Genomic DNA, 22303 nt, shown 5'->3' on the forward strand with positions numbered 1-22303 from the left:
CGAATCGGACGAAGTGTTTGATACGGACTCGTTTTTATATGTGGCCAAAAAGGTCGGTTTATCATTTGATGAATTGTCGATGATGGACGTTGGACAAGTAATGGATTTTATCGTCGAATATAGCAATTCGGAAGAAAAGGCTAAAGAAAATAAGGCGCCAATAAAGAAAGCTAATCAATCTGATTTCGATAGCTTTTAATATTGATAAGTTATATAATGTAAGTATGAAAAATAATAATTATGAAAAAACAGCTAATTCAATAATTAAAGGTGCAATAAGTGGTTGGGAAGAAATGATTGTGTTTCTTGCGATTGGATTTGCAGAAGTTGTCGCTATGTTGATAATTCTCATTCCAATACTACTCATTTTGAATGCATTGCATGTATCCGAGTTTGCCCAGTGGATTGTTATGGATATTTTATTAGTTATTGGTGGATTAATTTTTAGTGCATATGGTTGGACGCAAAGTAAATTGATAGGTTTTTTTATAACATTAATAAATGTAGGAATGATTATATTAACAATAAGTTCTAGTTTAAATTAAAGCGTCTTGTCTTTTAGATAAGACGTTTTTATTATGTATTTTTTTTAGAAAGGAGATAATATGGCAGGTGGACGAGTTAAAGGTATTACGATCGACATTGATGGTAATACAACAGGTCTTAGCAAGGCATTAAAAGATGTAAATACTCAGACGTCAAAAACCAGTACCGAACTTAGAGATGTAAACAAACTCTTGAAACTAGATCCTGGTAACACAGAATTATTGGCACAGAAGCAGAAGCTGTTAAGTAACGCGGTAGAGTCAACTTCGGAAAAACTGAAGTCGTTAAAATCAGCTCAATCACAAGTTGAAGCTCAATTCAAGAGTGGTGATTTAGGTGAAGAGCAATACCGAAGTTTCAAACGTGAAATTGAAGCGACAGAAGGACAATTGGATCGTTTTAAAACTGGGGCTAAAGGTGTAGATGATGCTCTGAATGGAGTTGATTCGGCAGCAGCTAAATCTGAATCTGGTTTTAAAAGCATGGGTACCAGTGCAAAAGACGCTGATTCTAGCATGAATTTTACTAAGGGTGCTGCAGCTGGTGATATGTTAATGGGACTTTCTGAAAAATCACGAGGATTAGCTGGTGATCTGATGAGTACTAGTATGGATTTTCAGGATTCACAAGCAAAAATTCAATCAGCATTGGGACTAACAGATGAACAAGCTAAAAGCGCTATGGATTCAGTTCATGGCGTTTTTGATTCCGGATTGGTTGATTCAGCCGATGAAGCTACTGATGCTGTTATATCTACTAAAAACTCATTTCAAGATTTAGACGGTGTTCAGCTTACAAATATGACTAATTCTTTGTTGAAGATATCGCAAGTAACTGGAAACGATATAGAAGATACAGCTAACGCTGCTAGTCAAGCTATGAAAGGTTTTGGTATCTCTGGAGATGAAGCAACAGATGTTGTTGCTAAAGGTCTACAGATGGGCCTTGATAAAAACCATGATTTTTTAGATACCATGAATGAATATTCACCAACTTTCAAAGATGCAGGTCTGAATGCGCAACAGATGCTTAATGTGATGAATGAAGGGATGAAAAATGGGTCGTTCAATACTGATAAAGCTGCTGATGCGGTTAAGGAATTTAATTTACGGCTAACTAGTGGTCAATTAGATGAACCTATGAAACAATTTAGTTCAGCAACACAAGATGTTTTTCAGCAGTTTAAGAATGGTAAAGCTACGTCTACCGATGTCATGTCATCTGTTGGGCGTGATTTAAAAAGTATGCCTGCAGATCAAGCTAAAGCTGCAGTCCAAGGATTAGGAACTCAATTTGAAGATTTGGGCCAAGATTCGTCAGCCGCTCTTTTAATGGCGACAGATGGCATTGTAAAGACTGATGGCGCAGCTAAAAAGATGAATAAAACTTCGCCTGGTCAAGAGTGGAAGAGTGCAATAAATTCTTTAAAAGACTCATTCTCTACTTTGTTGGACTCGCTGGGTCCAGTTATCAAAGCATTAGCAGGAGTAATGAAGGGAATCGCTGGATTAGGACAGCCCATCAAGGGGGCAATAGCTGGAGTAGGTGGACTTATTGTTGGTTTCGCCGCAATATCTCCCGTAATATACTCAATGAAAACGACCATTTCTGTTTTCAAAGATATGGGTGGTGCTATTAGCGCATTAAAAAACTCTACTAAATTAGCAACTGGTGCGACTAAAATAATGGCAGCAGGACAAAAGACTTTAAACGGGGTATTAGGAGCTTCAAAAGACGTTATTGGTGGAGTTAAAACTGGATTTAAAACAATGTCTACTGCGCTAAAAGAAGCAAATTTAGGAGCGAAAATTGCGAGTGCAACAACTAAAGTTTGGACTGGAGTTCAAGCTGCTTTTAATGCTGTCATGGCCATGAATCCATTGACGTTATTTGCTATTGCCATTGCAGCAGTAATAGCTATCATAGCGATAATTATTACAAAAATGCATGCATGGGGTAAAATTGCAGATTGGTTAAAAGGTGTTTGGAATGCCATTCCTGATTTCTTTAAGGGATTATGGGACGGGATTAAAAATATCTTCAAAGTAACTATCGATTGGATTGGAGATTTCCTTCATTCTGGATTCGGGCAAGCAATTTTGTTCATCATCAATCCCTTTGCTGGTTTGATTAATTTCTTTGTTCAAAATTGGGACCAGATTAAACAAATTTTTACCAATGTCGTAAACGCAATTGGTAAATTTTTAAGTGGTGCATGGAATGGAATGAAAAGTGTCGCTTCCAACGTCTGGAATGGAATTAAGCAAATTTCATCAAATGTTTGGAATGGAATAAAAAATGTAATTAGTAATGTTGTTAACGGAATTAAAAGTACTGTATCCAGAGTATTCAACGCTGTTAAATCATTCGTTTCTAAAGTTTGGAATGGTATTAAAAGCGTTACTAGTAATGTTTGGAATGCTATTAAAAAGGTTGTCAGCACTGCTGTTAATAATCTTAAAAATAATATTTCGAACGTATTCAATGCAATTAAATCAGTCGTAAGCAAGGTTTGGAATGGCGTTAAAAGTGCTACATCAAACGTTTGGAACGGGATTAAGGGCGTTGTAAGTAAAGTCGTCAATGGTATTAAGAGTACTATTTCAAAGGTCTTTGGGGGACTAGGGAATATTGCTAAAGGCGGATTTAATGGAATTAAAAATGCTGCTAGTAATGTCTTGAATGGTGTTTGGAATTTTATCAAGGGAATTGTTGATAAGATTAAAGGTGCATTTAATTTCCATTTATCATTTCCTAAAATTTCTATTCCACATATTCCGTTGCCTCATTTTAGCTTGAGTGGAGACTTTAATCCGTTAAAGGGTAAAATTCCACACGTCGGAATCAATTGGTATGCCAAAGGTGGAATTTTCAATAAACCAACATTGTTCGCTGGCAACGGTGGTTATAACGGTGTAGGAGAAGCAGGACCAGAAGCGGCATTGCCGTTGAATGCTAAAACTTTGGGTGGAATTGGTAAAGGCATTGTAGAGAATATGGAGTTGTCCGGAAGTGGACAACCGATTATTAATATTAATGTCTATACTGATTTATCTGATGCAGGAATGAAGAAAATTACGGGTGCTGTTCAATTAGGATTAGCACGAGCAGCTCGGAATAAGAATATGTCACGAGGAGGTCGTTAATATGAGACCGGGTTCATTTATTATTAATGATGTTGATAGTCTTGATTTGGATGCAGTCATTGTGAATTGGTTCGATACAACTATTCCGGAAAGAAAAATCACATTGAATGATAGTCCAATTGGAATTGACCGCTCAATCATTACAGACAACAAAGCATACAAAAATCGAGAGTTTGAAATAACAATCGCCTTTCGTGGTAAGTGGGATAATGTTTCGACTCAAATAACTAAATTTATACAAGCTATCGACGGAAAAGGATACGTTGATGCTTGTTTTTATTTTGACCAAGAATTTATTTATAAGATTGTTCGAACTGGCGTGACTAGCGTTGAACGACCTTCACGTATCAGTAAATATCGGGAGATTAAAGTGAACATTAGTGCCATGCCGTATAAATATATGGCCGGAGAACATATTTATGAAATTTCTTCAGGGACTTCATTGGTTGTTCAAAATCCATTTAATTATGAAGCAAAACCTTCTATTCAAATAGTGGCAACTGGCACAACTGTGTTGAAAATAAATAATCAATCCGTTTCGTTTACTGGATTGACTGGGAACATTTATTTGGATAGCGATTTTCAAGATGCTTGGAGTTATGACAAAAACAATAAGTTGGTTAATGAAAATTCGAAAATGTCTCGGTCAAGTTTTCCTATTTTAGAAAGTGGATTAAATACAATTAGTATTAGTAATGGAAAAGCAATAATTAACGCGAAATGGAGGACTCTATGACACCAATTTTATATGAAAGCAGTGAAGTTGATTTTAAAAATAATGGATTAGGATTACTTGCTGAAATTTATAATGTCGACGTTATCGAACAACGAAATGGAATTTTTGAATTGGCTGCTAGTTATCCGGTAAATGGTAAAAAATATAATGATATTCAAGTTGGTCGAATCATTTTGGCTAAGCCTTCGCCGTCTGATCCAGAACATGCTTTTAGAATTGCTAGTATTGATTTGGATATTTCTAACAGCAACATTGAAATTAGCGCCAATTCAATTACTTATGACTTAAAAAACAATCTAATTAAGTCAGTTGATATTAAAGAAGCAAACGGATTGGAAGCAATGCATGCACTGCAAAATGCAATGGTTCATCAATCTATTTTTGAATTTTATTCAAATATTCAGACTCGAAGTTCATCTAAATTATCGTATGTTAATCCATTAGAAGCAATTGCCGGAACTCAAGGCTCAATTTTGCAATACTGGGGTGGAGAAATGGTCAGGCAAAATAAGCGCATTGCCATGTATAGTCGTCGCGGGAAAGATAATGTGATGACATTTAGACTTGGTAAAAATATCAATAGTTTAAAATATACGACTGATACGTCAAACTTGGTTACCAAAATTTATCCCTATGTTAAGCAAACAACTAATGAAATTGATCGTTTTATTGAGGGAACACCAGTTGAATCTAAAAATATGAAAAATTATTTTGATATGTATATTCAAGGGATTGATGTAAGTCAAAATATTACGATTGGTCAGGATGATACTGATGCACAAATTAAATCTAAAATTAATGCTTATGCTAAAAATTGGTTTACTCAATCAGCACATACCGATGTTGATTTGCCCGATGTTACAGTTGATATTGATGTCATAAGCTTACGAGATTCGGCAGAATTTAACGATAAATTCAAAGAACTGGAAACGATTGGATTAACTGATACAGTTACAGTTTTTGTCCCAGAATTTAATGTTGACGTTACGGCCGTGGTCAATGAATTGCATTATGATCCTATTGCAGAGCAGATAACTAAATTGACAGTTGGTACAGCCAAAATGAGCTACACAGACTATACTCATGATCAATTTGATGATATGCAAAATAAAATTGAAGATATCAACGAAGAAGCAACTTATGCGGCTGCTAAGTTATGGGATACTGAAACAGAATTAGATTTTTCAACTGACGGAATTGTCGCGACTGATAAAATAGATCCAAATGCTTTAGTTATCTTTAATTCGGCTGGGTTAGGCGTTTCTCAAGACGGCGGTATAACGTTTGGCAATGCAATTACAGGCCGAGGAATTAACGCCACGGCTATCACCACCGGTATAGTAAAAGGTCATGATTTATTTATTAATTTAGATACTGGTAATGTTGAGTTTCAGCAAGGACGGTTGCATTCGACCAGTAACACTATCGATTTAAATATCGACGAAGGCTATTTGTTTGTTTCTAATCCGTATATGCCCGGTCGGAATGTATTAATAAATGATGGGGAAATCGTACTTACTAGACAAGAGTGGTTAGGAACCTATAAAGATCCATATCTAAGAATTTCTCATGATATTAATGATATATCGGAATCTTCAATTATACAGGCCAATGATTCTTTTGAATTAAATATTAAAGGCCATGAATCATCTGTTGTTAATAGTCAAATAGGAGCTGAAACGTTACTTGGGGTTAGTTTTGGATTAACAGGTAAAAATTACTCTGAAGAAGACCAAACGGTTGTCGGTGGTGGAACTGCTGGTGTGAAAATATCGGGAGGAAAAGTAGTACCAACTGGAATTGGAAATATAGGTTCGTCTCCATCGATAACAGTAGGAGCTACTGATAAATTTGGAATGTCGGGAGGGGGAGACCGGATAGCGCTAAATGCAGCATATATTTATGCTAAGCCTGCTTATGATAGTACAACATCAGCTTCTGCGAACATGTATATCAGTTCTTACGGAGTATTACAGCGTTCTACGTCAGCTTCAAAATATAAAGAGAATATTGTCCGAGATGTATCAATTAATGATTCCGAAAAACTGCTTAATGTTCCGTTAGCAACTTGGGATGATAAAGCAGAAGTTAAAGAAAATGGTGAATCTAAACGTTATTTCGGAATGATTGCAGAAGATTTGGCTGAAGCAGGGTTGGAGTACCTTGTTACGCGTGGTCAAGACGGCGAAATTGAAGGAATTGAATATTCTAAAGTAGCCTTGTTGCTAATTCCAATTGTTAAAAAACTAAAGAAAGAAGTGGAGGAGTTAAAGAATGGTAAAAACAAAAATGACGCTTGATATTGCCAAAACACCGATGGTTGGACCGATTATCAGACAACGACGTAGTGATAGGGAAACATCGTCCGTTGAATTTACGATTTTGTCGAATGGGTCAACGTTTGATTTAACAGGATATATACCAAAATTTGAGGGTAAAACATCCAAGGGATCGGTGATTGTTGATGATAACGTTAAAGTTGTTGATGCTAAAAAAGGTTTGTTGAGTTATCAATTCTCAATTAAAACTAATCAAAATACCGGTGCATATCAAACGGCATATATCTCATTAACGAAATCAAATATTCGCGAAACAACTAATAATTTCGGGGTGCTGATTTTACCATCGGCTGATTTAAGTGCAGAAAATTTACAAGATTATTTAACCGACTATGAGAAGATGCTGCAAGAATTAAAAGATATGTATGTTTCATTTAACATAGATGGAATGGTAGAAGAGATAACTAGTGTTAAAAAAGATATGACCGATTTGCGAAATAGCGTAACTAGCCAAATCCAAGATATGGAAAAAGAAGTTTCAACAAGTATTTCTGAAACTAAAAAAGATGTGGCTGTACAAATTAAAGCTATACAAAGTGAAGTTCAACAAGCAATAGATAAAATGAAGTTGGATGTTCAAGCATCAATTGACGAAATTACTAAGACGTTAGCCGAGAAAGATGTTGCTGTCCGCGGAGAGATCAATAATTTTACTGGAGATAATAATTTTGATAAGCCGATAGGTGGAGGTCTGAAGACACGATTAGCCGAATTTAGTGATATTAAAATAGTTACTGCGGATATGATTGAATACGTTGGAAACTGGGCAGTGAACGCTTCAACTACTAAAGGTTTGCCCGTTAATACTGGGTCTGGTCAACTTGAAGTTACACCGCACGCTGATGAAAGCGGGGAGCAGGTAGCTGATGTTGGGGGATTATTTTTAGAAATCGGAAATGATGTTTGGCGAGGATATGTAGCTGCAGGTAGCGTTACTTGGGAGCAATTGGCACTAGATTCAAAAGTTGCACATTTAAATGAAACCAAAAATGTTGCGTTAAATAGTTTATCAGCCAACAGTATTACTACACCGACAAAAACAATTAAGGTAACTGGTCCATTGTCATCTGACCCACTTGTTTTTTACAGAAAAGGAGAGGCTGTTGAAGTAACGGGAGCACTTCATATTACAACTGCGAAATCAGAAGGTTCTTTAGTGACTGATGTTGTCATTCCAAATGGCTATAAGCCAATTATCGCCACTCGCCTTCCTTTTGTTTCAACAGATGGAAAATACGTCGGAGTTTTTGCTTTTGGTGCATCTGGAAGCTTAGCTGTTGTTGGTGCCTCATTGCCAGTCGGGACATTGATTTATATATCGGGAACTTGGTTAACTTCTCAGACTATGCCAGCCATCGGACAATTGCCAGATATGAATGATGATTTGTTAGAAGTAGACAAGAAGGAACAATTATAATGGAACAATTTTTAAATTTTATGTATCTCAATCTAAACGGACCCACTGAAACGTCGGTCCTTTTTTTATTCATGATTATTGATACAGTATTCGCTAATTCGTGGCGAAAGAAACGAGGGGTGGCAATTACCAGTGGTGGTGGATTAGGCGGATTGATTAAATCAATTCCGTTGGCTCTAATGCCGGTTATTATTTGGAGTTTTGAAATACCATTGTCGTTAGCACCGGATCATATAGCTGGACTACAAATGAACTTTAATCCAGCAATTTTCGATATTATCGCATTTGCTATATTTGTATTAATTGGTTGGTATTGGATTAAGTCCATTATCGCTAATNAGCTGGACTACAAATGAACTTTAATCCAGCAATTTTCGATATTATCGCATTTGCTATATTTGTATTAATTGGTTGGTATTGGATTAAGTCCATTATCGCTAATGCTAAATTGGCGGGATATAATCCTCCGACGTGGGTCGGTAAGTATATTGAAGATGAGTACCACGTTAAATTAGAAAAAATTGAAACTGAACCAAATTCAGCTAAGAAAGATAAACAACAAAATAAGACAACATCTAAATATGGTAGCCGCAATGACAATGAACAATTTAAGTAAGCGGAGGATTAAATAATGACAGTAAATAATGAAAAAGTTGTACAATGGTTTATCAATCATGAAGGAGTTTTGACGTACTCAATGTCTGGTTCTCGAAATGGAGCAGATGGAACAGCAGACTGTTCAGGTTCAGTAACACAAGCCATTTTTGAGGCGGGTGGGTCAGAGTATGGATATTTGTATTCAACTGTGACATTGCCCGGATATTTAGCGATGAACGGTTATGAACGAATTTGTGTTAATGGTACTTGGGACTCTCTAGAAGGCGACATTGTGATGATGTCTGGTGGTGCGTCAATGGCTGAATCAGCTGGAGCTAGTGGTCACGTTGGTGTAATGATGGATGACATTAACTTCATTTCAACTGATTGGACTACGCAGGGACAGGTTGGAACAGCGGTATCAATTAACAACATCAATACTTATCTGACAAACGCCGGTATGTATTATGAGATTTGGCGTAATACGGGGGTACAACCTTCGACAGATAATGATAGTGATGCGATTAAAGCTTTTAAGCGAGCTGGGAACCAATTTACGTTTTATAAGCCGTTTAAAATTGATGCTGTACGATTTTATAAAGGTTTTTGGCAAGGACTTAGCTTTGAGATGGCTGGCATTACTCGAATTGAAGATGCCAATTGGTATGGTCAAGGTATTCCGCTAGCGTTCGTTAGCCGGGTTGATGGCGGAGACAATATGAATATCGAGCCTGGGGCTATGGTTAAGATGGACGACGGTTATAATTATGGAACTATCGACCAATACGATGCAGCAAGCGATGGGGTATTCATTGTTTGGAACAACACGTATGGTGGAACTTGGGTTAAGGCTTACGCATTGACGAATCACTAAAATAGAATAAATTGAAAGGCTAATCGGGTAGGTATTCCTAGCTGGTTAGCTTTTTTGTTTATCTAATGTGTTTTTATTAAATAAATATTAAAATTAATGTTGAATTAAATTAGATGAAATTGTATAATGTTTCTTGTAAATGTTTTCACAATACGATTTATGAGGAGAAAGTAGTATGAAAAAGTATTTAATAATGTTCATTATTTCCCTAGGAGTATTATTATCATTTCCGTCAAGTGTAAAGGCTGACGTTATCAAGAATTATAACGACGGAAGTACTGTATATACGAATATGTTTGTAGGAATGCAAAGTAGGATGAATATGGGAGGAGTCGGTCTGGCCATTATGGGGGATTTTAGAATGAGACCTGGTTGGATGAATCCAGGCACAAGTTGGTTAGGGTTGGACAAGACGGGGCGACATGATGATTTTATGCTTCAAGAGACAGGTAATGAAGATGCGGTTAAAATTGTGGAAACTGGTAAATTATATAGAATTTATTGGCTACAAAACGATGCATATCTTTGGTATAAAGCAGCTAATCCTTACGGCCCCACTGATAATGGCTTATATGCGAAATCTAAACAATATGGTGCTGCGAATGTAAAATTCGAAAAAAATAAAGATAATGCATTTTATACTATGACTTGTATGAGTGGCGACTTAAGTTTTTCAGATGATGGAAGTATAATTGGTGCAGGCGCCCTACCACCTTTTGCGTATAAACTTGAAATCGCTTTTAAAAATAATTACGCTACTAAATAACAAATCAAAATTCTACTGACTAAATTCTAGTTGGTAGGATTTTTTGTTATAATTAATTGAAGAAAGGTGTTTGATATGTTTTTTAATTATTTTAGTGAACTATATAAAAATAAAGTTCCATTATTTATTGCTTATGATAGCGAATCGGAGTTAAATAATGTTATTGATATCGTTAAGAAAGATAATCCCGAATTGAAAAATGCCGAAATACTTATATCAGATATTATAGGGGAAAATGAATTTGTAAAATATATTAATATACGGATAAAATTTACCCTAGATTTGAAAGATTATGACGTTGTCATTCCGGCAATAATATTAAAAGTTATTTTCATGCTAGATATAGAAGGATACAGAACTTTAAATGATGAATCCCAAAGCATTTTTGAAGAAGCAGGGGTTTTGGGCATGTACGGTATAAAAGATATAGGAAAATTGGAATCGATTAATAATCGTATTGCGAAATCGAGTCTATTCGGATATGATCCACATCCCAATATAATTAATAAAGCTGCTAGTTTATGGGTGGAAATAGCGCAAAATCAAGTTTTTCATAACGGTAATAAAAGGACTGCTATGTTAGCAGCTTTATTATACTTGAGAAGTAATTTTTACGATTTTACTATGCAAGTTCCTAAGGGTATACCACCAGAGAAAAATATTTTATATATGGTATCAATGAAGATAGCTAGGCACGAAATTGGAGTGAGTGAAGTGGAAGAGTTTATTAAAAAACATGTTTCTCTTGACGTTAATTTGATGAGAATATATAATGATGAGTACGTAAATACAGGAAAGGAAGGGGAAGTTAATGGATAACTTTGATATTAATATAGACAACTATAATTTTAAAGACATTAATTATTTTGATACTAAAGAAGTTAAAAAAACTTCAGAAGAATTACTTAAAAAACCTGGAATTTTCGAAGCGATGAGTTTGTTATCACAACAATAATATAAATTAAAAGCCTACTAACTAGAATTAACTAGTTAGTAGGCTTTTTTGTTTTGAACAGTAACGAATAAATAAAAAAACTTTGGCACTTTTAGAGATATACGCATTCTATAAGCCAAGGTTTTTATTTATATAGTAGAAAAAAGTTATTTCTCCAGCCGGGGTAATATTAATTAGGTGGGTACCTAAGTGGGTACTTGTAATTTTAAAAATATTGGTTAACGCTGATGTCTCAACGCTTTTAACGCTTAAGTAAGGAGACAACGGGATTCGAACCCGTGCGCCGGCTCTACACCGGTTCGGCGGATTTCGAGTCCGCTGCATTACCACTCTGCCATATCTCCAACAACTTATTAAATATAAATGATTTTGGTGAAAAAAGCAAATGTTTACGCTAAGTTAAAAATATGTTCTAATTTCACATTGTTTTCACAAAAAACAATTTCATCCCTGGTATATTTAGATTATCAAATAATAAAGAGGTGGAGATATGAAGGACGTGATTAAGTATAAATCGGTTACAATTTTGTCAACAATATTTAGTGTTAGTATATTTGGACCAGTAGTGGGAGAAGCGAATAGTAATGGCAGTCCTGTTGAAAAGGAAAATATCTTATTTCAACCCTTGAAAAAGGATAAAGACAATAAAATTATTTTAACTAAAAAAGCTGATTTGCTCCAACAATCAATCAAAGAACAAGAGGAAATTATAGCAAATGAAGAAACTAAATTAAATATTTTAATTGAAGAAAATCAGGCTTTTAATATTGTTCAAAAAGAACAATTAGACAATCTCAAAGAGGAGCTAGATAATACATTTTTAAGGTTATTAGGTGAAAACGAGCAACGTATCATAAATGTCAATGAATATTTTAAGCAATTAATGGCAAGACCTGGTATATCGGAACAGGAGAAAACATTAGCTAAATCAGAACTCTTGTCAAAAATTGATGAAGTGAATAAAATAAAAAATTTTACAGTAATTCAGGTTGTGAATAAATTTGAACGAAAAGAGCAGGAAATTATAGCCATAATAAAGCAAACTAATGAAGATTATCAAGATAAACGTTGGCAACATGAAAAGAACATTAGGTATGCCGAAGATGTTAAGGCTAAATTGGTGGCTGAAATAAATGCAGTTTTAAAAGATGAAACAGTTAAAACTGAGCCAGTTAAAGTAGAAGAGCCCGAATCCTCAATCGATATGGTGATGCCTGATCAACCATCAGATGAGAATATAAAAGAAGTAAATGAATCAACGGAACAAACTGAGAATACTACTAATGATGAAGTTAAAATCAGTCATAATCTTAAGCAAAGGGATAAATCAACGTCTAAATCTTCTAATAATGAAACATTAAATACAGTTGAAAAAGGGTTAAATCATGGTAAATCATCGATTACTACTATTCAAAATTTAGGATCACAAGAAAATAATGATGACTCATTTAATGCATTATTAAATAATTTTTCTGATATTTGGAATATTCTGGGAGAAGCTAGCCAAGCATTAAACGACAATAATAACAAATTAGTTAAGAACTTGAGCAATACTTTAAGCCAGGGAATTGATGAACTCAGTGTGATAGTTGACGAGGCTTTAGCTCCGCAAGTTAATTTTAATGTAAAGAATCAAGATACCTTAAATAATGAAAAGCTCCATAATAATAGTTTAACTGAAGCTACTAATAGAGGGGGTGATACAAAACAAAGTTTAAATCATAAAGTAACATCCGTTAACATTGTGCACGATAAGATGGAAAGAATAGTGAAGGAGGACAAAAAACAGAAGTCAACGGAGATATCTAATCAACCAGAACTAGTAAAATCATTAATTAGTAAGCCTACAAATGTTGTTGAGCAGAGTACGCCTATTGTAAATGAGATGCCCAAAGAATTAATTAAACCAATTGTTGTTAAAGATGATTCTGGTATCAAAATAAAGGCAAATGACTCTAGCCCAATAAACGGAAAAATAGATCTGTTGGTCAAAGGAATTGAAGTTAAAGAAGCTAATGAGGTGAATAAGGTCGAAGTAAAGGCTCCTGTGAACGTGTTGCAGGAAATAAAGTCACTTATTCAAGAAGTTCAAAATAATGGGAAACAAGTGAAAAGCTTGGCTACAATGCCCACCACTTTACCAGAGACGGCAGTAAAAGAAAAGAGCGACCGAATACTAACATTATTAGTTTGTATTGGTGCTTCATGTATTTTAATGAGTGGCAAATTGATTAATTTAAAAAATAAACAAACTTGTTAACAAAAATGATAGGAAATTTTAAAAATTGATTTGGCCACTGAATTTTAAAATGATATTGTAAATCTTTTGACACTAAATAAGCGATATTAAATACTAGATATGAAGGGTCGCTAGCCTGAAATATTTAGTGTTTTTGTCTTTAAAAATGGAAATGATATAAAAAATAGGCAACTATCCAGATAGTTGTCTATAAAAAAATTAATTTAAATTATGATTTTTTGGTACTTTCTTTTAAATGCTGGACCGTGTCCTGTAAATGATTTAAACGAAATTGGTTTTTATCCAGAGTATGTTGAACAGATTTTTGTATATCTTGTGTTGTCAGTTCAGCTAATGGTAATTGTTCGATGAAATTTGTTTTGGCTGCTTGAAAGTGTTGACCAGCAACACGGCTAGAGTTAATGACATGTTTCCAACTATTAACTTCAGCAGTCATTTTGTCTTTTAATGACATAGGCTAATTCTCCTGTAGGTGAGAAGTGATAGAGTCGGCAATCTTTTGGTATTGTGCGTCAGAATATTGGTCAGCATTACTAAACTCGGTGATGGAAAAATTATCGTCGGCATAGCGTGGGACAATATGAAAATGAGAGTGTGGAACGACTTGACCAGCACCTTTGCCGTTATTAGAAAAAATGTTGACGCCAATAATATCTGGATTGGAATTACGAACAGCGCGTGCAATAACAGGTAACTTTGAAAGCACTTGCGCGGCGGTATCTTCATTATATTCAAAGATGTCTTGCAAATGCTTTTTAGGAATTAAAAGAGTGTGCCCAGGTGTGATTTGCGAAATATCTAAAAATGCTAAAACTGTATCATCTTCATAAATTTTATACGCAGGAATTTCACCAGTAATAATTTGATCAAAAATATCTGCCATTACAACCTCCATTAAACGTACATATTATTTATCGCTATTATAACATGAAACTTACGTGCAGATATATTAATGAAGTGTCGTTTAGTAAATCTGTTTTTCAGGACTTTTTGATATTAAGGAAAGTCGGATGCAGTTTTGTTTTGCTATGGAACTGATTTTCTGGTTTTGTAATAAAAAATTATTTGTTGGGTAAAAGGGTTGATTATTTTAGGTTAAGCTTGGTAAGCTAGATAGGATTTTAATAACCTGATTGATAAGATATAAGAAAATACCATAGAGGTGAAGAAATGCGTTTGAGAAATAAAAAATGGGCCGCAACATGGTTGAACGAGCATGATGAATTAGTCATTACGCAAGATCGGGCGACTGGGTTACAGGGTAATTGGCAATCTTTGTTTGAAAATAATGCTCCCTTGCATGTTGAAATTGGAACCGGAAAAGGACAATTCATAATTGGGATGGCAAAAAAATACCCAGATATTAATTTCATTGGGATGGAATTGCAAGAATCAGCGGTAGCCGTAGCGGCACGTAAAGCAGACGAAGATGAACAAGCTTTACCTAATTTACGCTTTATTTATGGGGATGGAGCAGGAGTGGAAACTTATTTTAGTAAGGGTGAAGTTACTAAAATTTATTTGAATTTTTCTGATCCATGGCCTAAAACTCGGCATGAATCACGCCGCCTTACGTATAAAACTTTTTTGGAAGGGTATCAGGCTGTTTTACCAGCGGGTGGTGAGTTAGCCTTTAAAACAGACAATCGTGGGCTATTTGAATATTCATTATATAGTTTTGCTGACTTTGGGGTGAAATTTAACCCAAATGGAATTTCATTGAATTTGCATGAAGATGCTGATAAGATGTTAGACAATGTAGAAACAGAGTATGAACAGAAATTTTCAGAAGCTGGGTTCCCAATTTATCAATTTATTGGACATTTCTAAACTGATGAAATATAGTCCAGTGAACTTTTAAAAAGTTATAGTTCGGATTTTAAGTGAACGCACCCTTATTAAAAGGTGTGCGTTTTTTAGTGCCACTATTTTAAAACTAGCATTTTCTGATAAGATAAGTTATAGTAAGCAGTTAAAAACGAAAATAAAATTAACAGAAATAGGAGAAAGTCCTTGGCAATAGAAACAAAGACCAAAAAAGCAACCCCAAAACGGGCTACTTCGAAACGAAAAAAGAATTTAGTTATTGTTGAGTCACCATCTAAGGCTAAAACCATTGAAAAATATCTGGGAACGGGGTATAAGGTGGTTGCTAGTATCGGGCATATCCGGGATTTACCAAAGTCACAGATGGGTGTAGATACAGAACATAATTATGATCCGAAATACATCAATATTCGTGGAAAAGGCGATATAATTAAAAGCTTAAAAAAAGAGGCTAAAGCGGCCAAGCATGTTTATCTCGCATCCGACCCAGATCGTGAAGGTGAGTCAATTGCCTGGCATTTATCACATGCGCTAGACTTAGCTGTTGATTCAGATGAGAATCGGGTGGTATTTAACGAGATTACTAAAGATGCCGTTAAAGATGCGTTTAAACATCCACGTAAATTGGATATGAACCTCGTTGATGCTCAACAAGCTCGGCGAATTTTGGATCGGCTGGTGGGATACTCAATTTCGCCATTATTGTGGAAAAAAATCAAAAAAGGCTTGAGCGCAGGGCGTGTTCAATCAGTCGCCTTGGGCTTGATTATTGATCGTGAAAATGAAATTCAGGCGTTTAGACCCGAAGAATATTGGGAGCTGCCAACAACTTTTAAAAAGTCGCGGAAAAAGTTCCACGCGGGTTTCTATGGATTAGATGGGAAAAAAGTCGCGCGGATTCCTGATAATGAAATGGTGCAAAAAATTCTTGCACGATTAGATCAAAAAGCTGATTTCAATGTAGCCGAAGTGGTTAAAAGTGAGGGTAAGAATAATCCGAGTCCAGCTTTTACAACATCAACTTTACAACAAGCTGCAAATACGCAGTTAAATTTCCAAACTCGGCGTACGATGTCAACAGCGCAACAATTATATGAAGGAATTAATCTAGGTGGTAAAAATGGAACCGTTGGACTGATTACTTATATGCGAACCGATTCGACGCGAATTTCAGCGCTTGCTAAAAATGATGCATCACAATTCATACATGATGAATACGGAGCGGAATATGCTGCTAAAAAGCCGCTGAAGACCAGGCAACAAGAAGGTGCCCAAGATGCGCACGAGGCTGTGCGACCAACCTCAGTTTTCCGGACGCCGGCTTCGATTAAAGATAAGTTAACGAATGATCAATTTAAGCTTTATCAGTTAATTTGGTCACGGTTCGTTGCTTCACAGATGACACCGGAAATTATTGATCGAGTTCGGGTTACTATCGACCAGGGCGGCGTGATGTTCCGAGCTAATGGAGCGACGACTAAGTTTGCTGGTTATACTAAAGCTTATCCTGCAGCGAAGGCGAAGGATAATGTTTTGCCTGTGATGGAGGTTGGCGATAAGGTCCAACTAGAAAGCCTTAATCCTGAGCAAAAGTTCACACAGCCGAAGCCACGTTATACTGAAGCTGCACTGGTTAAGGCGTTAGAAGAAGCTGGGGTAGGACGGCCATCAACGTATGCCGCAACGATTGAGACTGTGAAATCCCGTGGGTATGTCCGGATGGATGCTAAAAAGTTTATTCCCACTGAAATTGGAAAAATGGTTCAAGCGGCAGTTCGCGAGTATTTCCCTGATGTGGCTGATTTGAAATTTACGGCTCAAATTGAGCATGAATTGGATAATGTTGAAGCGGGGGATGAAAATTGGGTTAAGGTTGTCGATGAATTTTACCAACCATTTAAAGTTGAGTTGAATAAAGCTGAAGTTGAAATGGATAAGATGGTAGTCAAGGACAAGCTTGCCGGTGAAAATTGTGAAATTTGTGGTGCACCGATGTTAGAACGACTCGGACGTTATGGTAAGTTTTACGCTTGTTCGCGCTTCCCTGATTGCCGCAACACTAAGACGATTGTGAAAGAGATTGGTTTAACATGCCCGAAGTGTCATCAAGGACAGATTATTGAACGAAAGACTAAGCGCGGCCGAACATTCTATGGTTGTTCACGTTACCCCGATTGTGATTTTGTTTCTTGGGATAAGCCTACAGAGCAAACTTTAGCTGACGGAACGACCCCTAAAGCTAAAGATGAAAAAAACAAGTCTAAAACAACTAAAAAACGTACTAGCACAACCAAGACGAAAAAGTAATGTTAGCAAAGAGACGCTTAGATGGGCGTCTCTTTTTGTTTGGCAATTAATTTAGGATTTGATAGAATTAAATGTAAGCGTTTTACATGCTAACTTACTATAAGTCATACGGATTCTTAAGGAGAAAGAAATGATCAAGCTGGAAAATGATTTGTTGACGGTTAAGGTAAACGAGTTAGGTGCCGAATTAAGTAGTCTTCAATTAAATGCAACTAAAAATGAGTATTTGTGGCAAGCTGATGCAAAAATTTGGGGACGGCATGCCCCTAACCTTTTTCCAATTGTGGGACGTTTACATGATAATGAATATCAATATCAAGGTCATAAATATCAAATGACCCAGCATGGTTTTGCGCGTGATATGACCTTTAAAGTTGTTGAGCAAACAACTGAAATGGTCAAACTGCAATTGACTGATAATGCTGAAACCAAGGCGAAGTATCCATTTGCCTTTCGATTTGAGGTAACTTACCGTTTGGTAGATGACCAGTTGAATATAACATATCATGTGATGAATCCCGCTGATGAAACATTGATTTTCGGGATGGGAGGTCATCCAGGCTTTAACTTGCCAATGGACGCTCAACATCATTTCGAAGATTATCAGTTAGAATTTAATCCGCAAAAAACTTTTAATCGAAAAGTTTTAGCTGGCCCATTTGTTGATTTTCAACAAGATACTACTTTTGATGGTCGGCAAATTTTGCAAGTCCGGCGTGAAGATTACCAAAATGATGCAATTATTTTGGATTTGCAACAGACACCATTTGAAATTAAGCTTTATGATACGCAAAATCAACATGGAGTGGTGGTGAAGATTGATAATGCTAAATATGCTGGTATTTGGACGAAAGCGGATGTTGAGGCGCCTTTCTTATGTATTGAACCTTGGTGGGGAATTGCTGATACAACCGATGCGACTGGTAATTTAGTAGATAAGTTTGGAATGACTCATTTGGGCGCTCATGATAGTGTTACTGGGAATTATAGTATTAAAATCTTCTAGTGTCAGTTTCATTTATTGGTAGATACTTGATTAAAGAGATCATCATTTTAAGATAAGATGATTTGAAAATTAATGACATTTCGTATTTACCTTTTTATTTATAATTTTTTGAAATCGATGGTAGAGTATGTAACATTTTTGCTATCAGCTATTAAGCACATTTGGGTGCCTTTTGTTACTAAATAAATAAATATTAATATGTCCATTTAAGATATCTAAAGGAATAATTAGTTTTTATTATAAAAAGATAATATTTACGTCTACATTCTTATTATGTTATAATATAAATGTTAACAAGAGGCAGCGATGAATGAAAATTCATTAGTACACCTATAGGAGGAATCTATTATGGCTTTAGATGACAAGTTAGATGGAATGAAGGATCAAGCACTCGGTAAAGCTAAGGAGGTCTCAGGTAAAGTTACTGGGGACAAACAAACCGAAGCTGAGGGAAAAGCTGAAGGAGTAATGGGCAAAGCTAAAGAAAAGTTTGGTGATGTCAAAGATGCGGCTGCGGATATGGTGGATGATGTAAAAGAGAAACTTAAAGAATAGTTTACAATTTAGGAGGTAAAAATTATGGGATGGATTTGGACACTTATTGTAGGAGCAATTATTGGAGCAATCGGTGGTGCGATTACTAAGACATCAATGGGATGGATTTCCAATATTTTAGCTGGATTGGTTGGTTCATGGCTTGGTGAAACATTATTAGGTTCATGGGGTCCACATATGGCCGGAATGGCGATCTTCCCATCAATTATTGGGGCCGTTGTCGTTGTAATTATCGTTACATGGCTATTCGGACGCAATAAAAGTTAATCTATTCAAATTAACTTTGTAGAGGCAACTAAGGAATTAGTTGTCTTTTTTATATGAAAAAATTAATATAATGAAGTTCCAATATTTCAAGCAAGGTAAAATATTACCATTAATGCATTTTTGTCATGAAATGTTATTTGTAAGCGCATTGAAATTATTTTAATATAAATATATTTGATGAAAGGTAGAGGATGGTAAGATTCGAAAAATATATTGATTATCATATAATATACAATGTAGGTAATTAATTATTTTTTGTATAAAATCATATTGTAGATAATTAATGAAAAAATTTGATTTTATTGTAATTTTATTACTACTTATAACGTCTGTTTTGAACTTGGTTATTAATGTAGATTGGTTAATGATAATAACATATGTACTGGTATTTGGTTGGAGCCTTTGGCATTATAAAATGGGAGGGACATCAAGTATATATTTGGCTTATGATTATCTCTTTGATTACTGCAAGTTTAGTTGTTCTGAAGATTAGTGGAATACTAGTTTAAATAACAAACATATATACAATATTTCATGTTTAGAGATAATGAATAAAATCAATTGAAAAATACCTAATAGTAATTTATGTGGCTTTATTTGCAGAAATTATGTTATATATACTTTTTTATATAGGGGGATGAGGCTAAAAAGGCTTCTGGTCCAAATTAGGCAAAGCTCAAGTAAAAAACGACTATGATTTTATCTATTAAAATATAACTACGATGTTTTAAATAACAACGAATCAGAGGCACATACTTTGTCTCTAAGTTACCCTTTTAATAAGGGGGCAGATTATGTTGGTGTAAATGATTGGTTGCAATTTTGTGAAACGTTGGGAGTTCCTTGTGAGTACTATGATGCAGTTATAAATATGTTTAAGTCTATAGTGGCAGATTTTTAGTCTGAATAAGCGAAGCTATAACTAAGGTTTAGTAAACGTAACTAAAGGTACGCTTGTTGATATTGGCGCCGGCGCAAAAAGGTCAGTATAAATGGGGTGTACTTTGAGGTATGTCCAGTTAACAAAGTTGGATGTAACCACGGTTGTGTAATTAAAGAAAAGAGAAAATTTTGTATTTATTTGTAATGGCAAGTTTATTTATTGGTGGGGATTTAGATTTCTTCGTTATATTAATCTCAATGATTAAAAAGTATAAATTCAAAAATACGCTAATCGGTTATATTTTAGGTGTTGTACTTATGTTTGTGATTAGTGCAACGGCTGGTCAATTTATCCAAAGAGTTCTCCCTATGTGGTCAATTGGATTATTAGGATTTGTACCTATTTATTTTGGTATTAGAAAAGAAGAAAAAGAATTAAAGAAGCAAAAGACAGATAGATCTAGTTTAAAAATATTGTTAATATATCTGGCTGCCTGTGGTGTTGACAACTTAGCTTTATTTACGCCTGTATTGGCTAATTTAACGATATATCAATGTATAATTAGTGGATTTTTCTTAGTCTTATTAGCGTTAATAACGACAACATTGGCTTATTATGCAGGTAAGATTAAAATAGTCGAGTTGTTATTCCTTAAATATGGGGATGGTTTAATAAGACTTATATATATCGGTATTGGAATATTTGTAATGGTTGATACCGGGTTAATAAGTAAGGTTATTTCTCTATTCAATTAGGTACAACGGTCGTACCTTAGAGCACTACCATTAACAAGTTAAGTCGCAATTGCAAATGTTAAATATCGTTGTGTACTTGTAAGTACATATCGACTTACGGGTCCTTACAATCAAAACACAAATTGTGTTATTTCTTTATAAAGGCGCTTGTTATTCTGCTATGTAGTTATAGCATGTACCTACTTATGGGCATGTAATAGGTTATAAATGTACTGTATTTAATTTTTATTAAAAGTTGGAGTGTCATTAAATTATTTGTGCAATTTTATGGAAGTGTGGAATTTCATTATTAAAATAATTTTTAAAACAAACGACATTAGGGTACTGATATTTAACTTAGACATTGAAAATAAAAAAATGATTTCTGTAGATGTCATTAAAGGGCAAGAGTCAATGGCAAACATATATTATCCTAACTTTTCTCAGGCAAGTTATGTAGGGTTAGAGAGGATCTTGAATCGACTTGTAGGTAATGAAAATTTCTCTTTAATTGAACATTTGAATTATATTAAAGAAAATCAATTTAGAACCCCGTATATGTACAATCTACGTATTGATATTGAAGATTAAAAATGATTGGAGGGTTATTAAGTGAAAATTAACGATGTTTTAAATGTGATAAATAATAAAACTACTTTAGATGATACTAAGTATTCAAAAATAATATTTGATATTGAAGAGGGGAGGGAAGATCAGAAATTAACGAGTGGTAGAAGGGATTGGTTGATACTAGCTGATATATATAATAATGGAGAGTACAATCAAAAATTTCATCTCGAAAATTATTTGAAATTTAAATTAAATGATGGTTTGAGTGGAGACGAAAATTTTGAAAATAAATGTTTTAAATATATTAAAAACGGCGCTTTAAGAATATATATTATGGAAGTGATATTAAGTTATGATAATGAGTATGTCTATAAATATTATTTGAAATTGATGGAATATTATAATTCTAATAATGCACTTAATAAGTGTCCAAAATATCCATTTTAAAAAGGGCGTGAATACTATTCGCTACCTTGTATCTGTGTCGGTGTTTTGCCGAGTTGGGCATATATGGTACT

22 protein-coding genes and 1 tRNA gene are annotated in these 22303 nt (G+C 34.9%); 20 read left to right on the top strand and 3 right to left on the bottom strand.

The annotated features are described in order from the left end of the window. Nucleotides 1–13: 13 nt before the first annotated feature. From ACJQWY_RS01360 to ACJQWY_RS01410, 11 genes are all read left to right on the top strand, one after another. On the top strand, nt 14–199 hold the full coding sequence (locus ACJQWY_RS01360; RefSeq protein ID WP_407075966.1) for a hypothetical protein: 186 nt from the start codon (nt 14–16) through the stop codon (nt 197–199). Nucleotides 200–224: 25 nt separating this feature from the next. Beyond that, a complete protein-coding gene (locus tag ACJQWY_RS01365) occupies nt 225–545 on the top strand; it encodes a hypothetical protein (protein WP_407075967.1) in 321 nt (106 codons plus the stop codon). A gap of 60 nt (nt 546–605) precedes the next feature. After that, nucleotides 606–3692, top strand: coding sequence for a phage tail tape measure protein (locus tag ACJQWY_RS01370; protein WP_407075968.1), 3087 nt, complete (start codon nt 606–608; stop codon nt 3690–3692). Between the two features lies 1 nt (nt 3693). Next, nucleotides 3694–4428: a hypothetical protein gene (locus tag ACJQWY_RS01375; RefSeq protein ID WP_407075969.1), complete on the top strand. Its 735-nt coding sequence runs from the start codon at nt 3694–3696 to the stop codon at nt 4426–4428. Then, the gene (locus ACJQWY_RS01380) at nt 4425–6728 is read left to right on the top strand and encodes a phage tail spike protein (protein ID WP_407075970.1); all 2304 of its coding nucleotides are present in this window, start codon (nt 4425–4427) and stop codon (nt 6726–6728) included. Before ACJQWY_RS01375 ends, ACJQWY_RS01380 begins: the two co-directional genes overlap by 4 nt. Next, nucleotides 6703–8184 (top strand): BppU family phage baseplate upper protein, encoded by a 1482-nt coding sequence (locus tag ACJQWY_RS01385; protein WP_407075971.1) that lies wholly within the window; start codon nt 6703–6705, stop codon nt 8182–8184. Before ACJQWY_RS01380 ends, ACJQWY_RS01385 begins: the two co-directional genes overlap by 26 nt. Before the next feature lie 352 nt (nt 8185–8536). Further along, the gene (locus ACJQWY_RS01390) at nt 8537–8800 is read left to right on the top strand and encodes a hypothetical protein (protein ID WP_407075972.1); all 264 of its coding nucleotides are present in this window, start codon (nt 8537–8539) and stop codon (nt 8798–8800) included. A 15-nt stretch (nt 8801–8815) separates the two neighbouring features. Beyond that, nucleotides 8816–9655 carry a peptidoglycan amidohydrolase family protein gene (locus ACJQWY_RS01395; protein WP_407075973.1) on the top strand — a complete coding sequence of 280 codons (840 nt, stop codon included), beginning with the start codon at nt 8816–8818 and terminating at the stop codon, nt 9653–9655. Between the two features lie 175 nt (nt 9656–9830). Then, complete coding sequence (locus ACJQWY_RS01400; protein WP_407075974.1) at nt 9831–10421, top strand: hypothetical protein; 591 nt, start codon at nt 9831–9833, stop codon at nt 10419–10421. Nucleotides 10422–10496: 75 nt separating this feature from the next. Then, nucleotides 10497–11240, top strand: a complete 744-nt coding sequence (locus ACJQWY_RS01405) for a type II toxin-antitoxin system death-on-curing family toxin (RefSeq protein ID WP_407075975.1) — start codon at nt 10497–10499, stop codon at nt 11238–11240. After that, nucleotides 11233–11376, top strand: coding sequence for a hypothetical protein (locus ACJQWY_RS01410; protein WP_407075976.1), 144 nt, complete (start codon nt 11233–11235; stop codon nt 11374–11376). The genes ACJQWY_RS01405 and ACJQWY_RS01410 overlap by 8 nt, the downstream gene beginning before the upstream one ends. A gap of 255 nt (nt 11377–11631) precedes the next feature. Here ACJQWY_RS01410 and ACJQWY_RS01415 read toward each other — a convergent pair. Next, nucleotides 11632–11720: transfer RNA gene (locus ACJQWY_RS01415), tRNA-Ser, on the bottom strand. A 146-nt stretch (nt 11721–11866) separates the two neighbouring features. Here ACJQWY_RS01415 and ACJQWY_RS01420 point away from each other — a divergent pair. After that, nucleotides 11867–13636 (top strand): hypothetical protein, encoded by a 1770-nt coding sequence (locus ACJQWY_RS01420; protein ID WP_407075977.1) that lies wholly within the window; start codon nt 11867–11869, stop codon nt 13634–13636. Between the two features lie 208 nt (nt 13637–13844). Here ACJQWY_RS01420 and ACJQWY_RS01425 read toward each other — a convergent pair whose 3' ends face one another. Together ACJQWY_RS01425 and ACJQWY_RS01430 are read right to left on the bottom strand one after the other, a co-directional pair. Next, entirely contained in the window at nt 13845–14090 is a 246-nt protein-coding gene (locus ACJQWY_RS01425) for a hypothetical protein (protein WP_407075978.1), read from the bottom strand. A gap of 3 nt (nt 14091–14093) precedes the next feature. Next, nucleotides 14094–14519, bottom strand: coding sequence for an HIT family protein (locus tag ACJQWY_RS01430; protein ID WP_407075979.1), 426 nt, complete (start codon nt 14517–14519; stop codon nt 14094–14096). Between the two features lie 287 nt (nt 14520–14806). Here ACJQWY_RS01430 and trmB point away from each other — a divergent pair, with 287 nt between their 5' ends. From trmB to ACJQWY_RS01470, 8 genes are all read left to right on the top strand, one after another. Further along, a complete protein-coding gene (gene trmB / locus ACJQWY_RS01435; RefSeq protein ID WP_407075980.1) occupies nt 14807–15466 on the top strand; it encodes a tRNA (guanosine(46)-N7)-methyltransferase TrmB in 660 nt (219 codons plus the stop codon). A 183-nt stretch (nt 15467–15649) separates the two neighbouring features. Beyond that, nucleotides 15650–17770 (top strand): type I DNA topoisomerase, encoded by a 2121-nt coding sequence (gene topA, locus ACJQWY_RS01440; protein WP_407075981.1) that lies wholly within the window; start codon nt 15650–15652, stop codon nt 17768–17770. A gap of 130 nt (nt 17771–17900) precedes the next feature. Then, nucleotides 17901–18776, top strand: a complete 876-nt coding sequence (locus ACJQWY_RS01445; protein WP_407075982.1) for an aldose 1-epimerase family protein — start codon at nt 17901–17903, stop codon at nt 18774–18776. Between the two features lie 348 nt (nt 18777–19124). Further along, entirely contained in the window at nt 19125–19331 is a 207-nt protein-coding gene (locus ACJQWY_RS01450; RefSeq protein ID WP_407075983.1) for a CsbD family protein, read from the top strand. A 24-nt stretch (nt 19332–19355) separates the two neighbouring features. Further along, nucleotides 19356–19598: a GlsB/YeaQ/YmgE family stress response membrane protein gene (locus tag ACJQWY_RS01455; protein ID WP_407075984.1), complete on the top strand. Its 243-nt coding sequence runs from the start codon at nt 19356–19358 to the stop codon at nt 19596–19598. 1071 nt (nt 19599–20669) lie between these two features. Next, nucleotides 20670–21236 (top strand): cadmium resistance transporter, encoded by a 567-nt coding sequence (locus ACJQWY_RS01460; RefSeq protein WP_407075985.1) that lies wholly within the window; start codon nt 20670–20672, stop codon nt 21234–21236. Between the two features lie 267 nt (nt 21237–21503). After that, the gene (locus tag ACJQWY_RS01465; RefSeq protein ID WP_407075986.1) at nt 21504–21806 is read left to right on the top strand and encodes a hypothetical protein; all 303 of its coding nucleotides are present in this window, start codon (nt 21504–21506) and stop codon (nt 21804–21806) included. A gap of 21 nt (nt 21807–21827) precedes the next feature. Then, a complete protein-coding gene (locus ACJQWY_RS01470; RefSeq protein ID WP_407075987.1) occupies nt 21828–22232 on the top strand; it encodes a hypothetical protein in 405 nt (134 codons plus the stop codon). The last annotated feature ends 71 nt before the right edge of the window (nt 22233–22303 follow it).

The organism is Weissella kandleri, assembly GCF_045504165.1.
GTDB classification, from domain to species: Bacteria; Bacillota; Bacilli; order Lactobacillales; family Lactobacillaceae; genus Weissella; species Weissella kandleri_A.

Bases quoted from the DNA above. Each gene is read 5' to 3' on its own strand.
- ACJQWY_RS01365 (WP_407075967.1), top strand. From the start codon at position 225: ATGAAAAATAATAATTATGAAAAAACAGCTAATTCAATAATTAAAGGT.
- ACJQWY_RS01370 (WP_407075968.1), top strand. From the start codon at position 606: ATGGCAGGTGGACGAGTTAAAGGTATTACGATCGACATTGATGGTAAT.
- ACJQWY_RS01375 (WP_407075969.1), top strand. From the start codon at position 3,694: ATGAGACCGGGTTCATTTATTATTAATGATGTTGATAGTCTTGATTTG.
- ACJQWY_RS01380 (WP_407075970.1), top strand. From the start codon at position 4,425: ATGACACCAATTTTATATGAAAGCAGTGAAGTTGATTTTAAAAATAAT.
- ACJQWY_RS01385 (WP_407075971.1), top strand. From the start codon at position 6,703: ATGGTAAAAACAAAAATGACGCTTGATATTGCCAAAACACCGATGGTT.
- ACJQWY_RS01390 (WP_407075972.1), top strand. From the start codon at position 8,537: ATGAACTTTAATCCAGCAATTTTCGATATTATCGCATTTGCTATATTT.
- ACJQWY_RS01395 (WP_407075973.1), top strand. From the start codon at position 8,816: ATGACAGTAAATAATGAAAAAGTTGTACAATGGTTTATCAATCATGAA.
- ACJQWY_RS01400 (WP_407075974.1), top strand. From the start codon at position 9,831: ATGAAAAAGTATTTAATAATGTTCATTATTTCCCTAGGAGTATTATTA.
- ACJQWY_RS01405 (WP_407075975.1), top strand. From the start codon at position 10,497: ATGTTTTTTAATTATTTTAGTGAACTATATAAAAATAAAGTTCCATTA.
- ACJQWY_RS01410 (WP_407075976.1), top strand. From the start codon at position 11,233: ATGGATAACTTTGATATTAATATAGACAACTATAATTTTAAAGACATT.
- ACJQWY_RS01420 (WP_407075977.1), top strand. From the start codon at position 11,867: ATGAAGGACGTGATTAAGTATAAATCGGTTACAATTTTGTCAACAATA.
- ACJQWY_RS01425 (WP_407075978.1), bottom strand. From the start codon at position 14,090: ATGTCATTAAAAGACAAAATGACTGCTGAAGTTAATAGTTGGAAACAT.
- ACJQWY_RS01430 (WP_407075979.1), bottom strand. From the start codon at position 14,519: ATGGCAGATATTTTTGATCAAATTATTACTGGTGAAATTCCTGCGTAT.
- trmB (WP_407075980.1), top strand. From the start codon at position 14,807: ATGCGTTTGAGAAATAAAAAATGGGCCGCAACATGGTTGAACGAGCAT.
- ACJQWY_RS01445 (WP_407075982.1), top strand. From the start codon at position 17,901: ATGATCAAGCTGGAAAATGATTTGTTGACGGTTAAGGTAAACGAGTTA.
- ACJQWY_RS01450 (WP_407075983.1), top strand. From the start codon at position 19,125: ATGGCTTTAGATGACAAGTTAGATGGAATGAAGGATCAAGCACTCGGT.
- ACJQWY_RS01455 (WP_407075984.1), top strand. From the start codon at position 19,356: ATGGGATGGATTTGGACACTTATTGTAGGAGCAATTATTGGAGCAATC.
- ACJQWY_RS01465 (WP_407075986.1), top strand. From the start codon at position 21,504: ATGGAAGTGTGGAATTTCATTATTAAAATAATTTTTAAAACAAACGAC.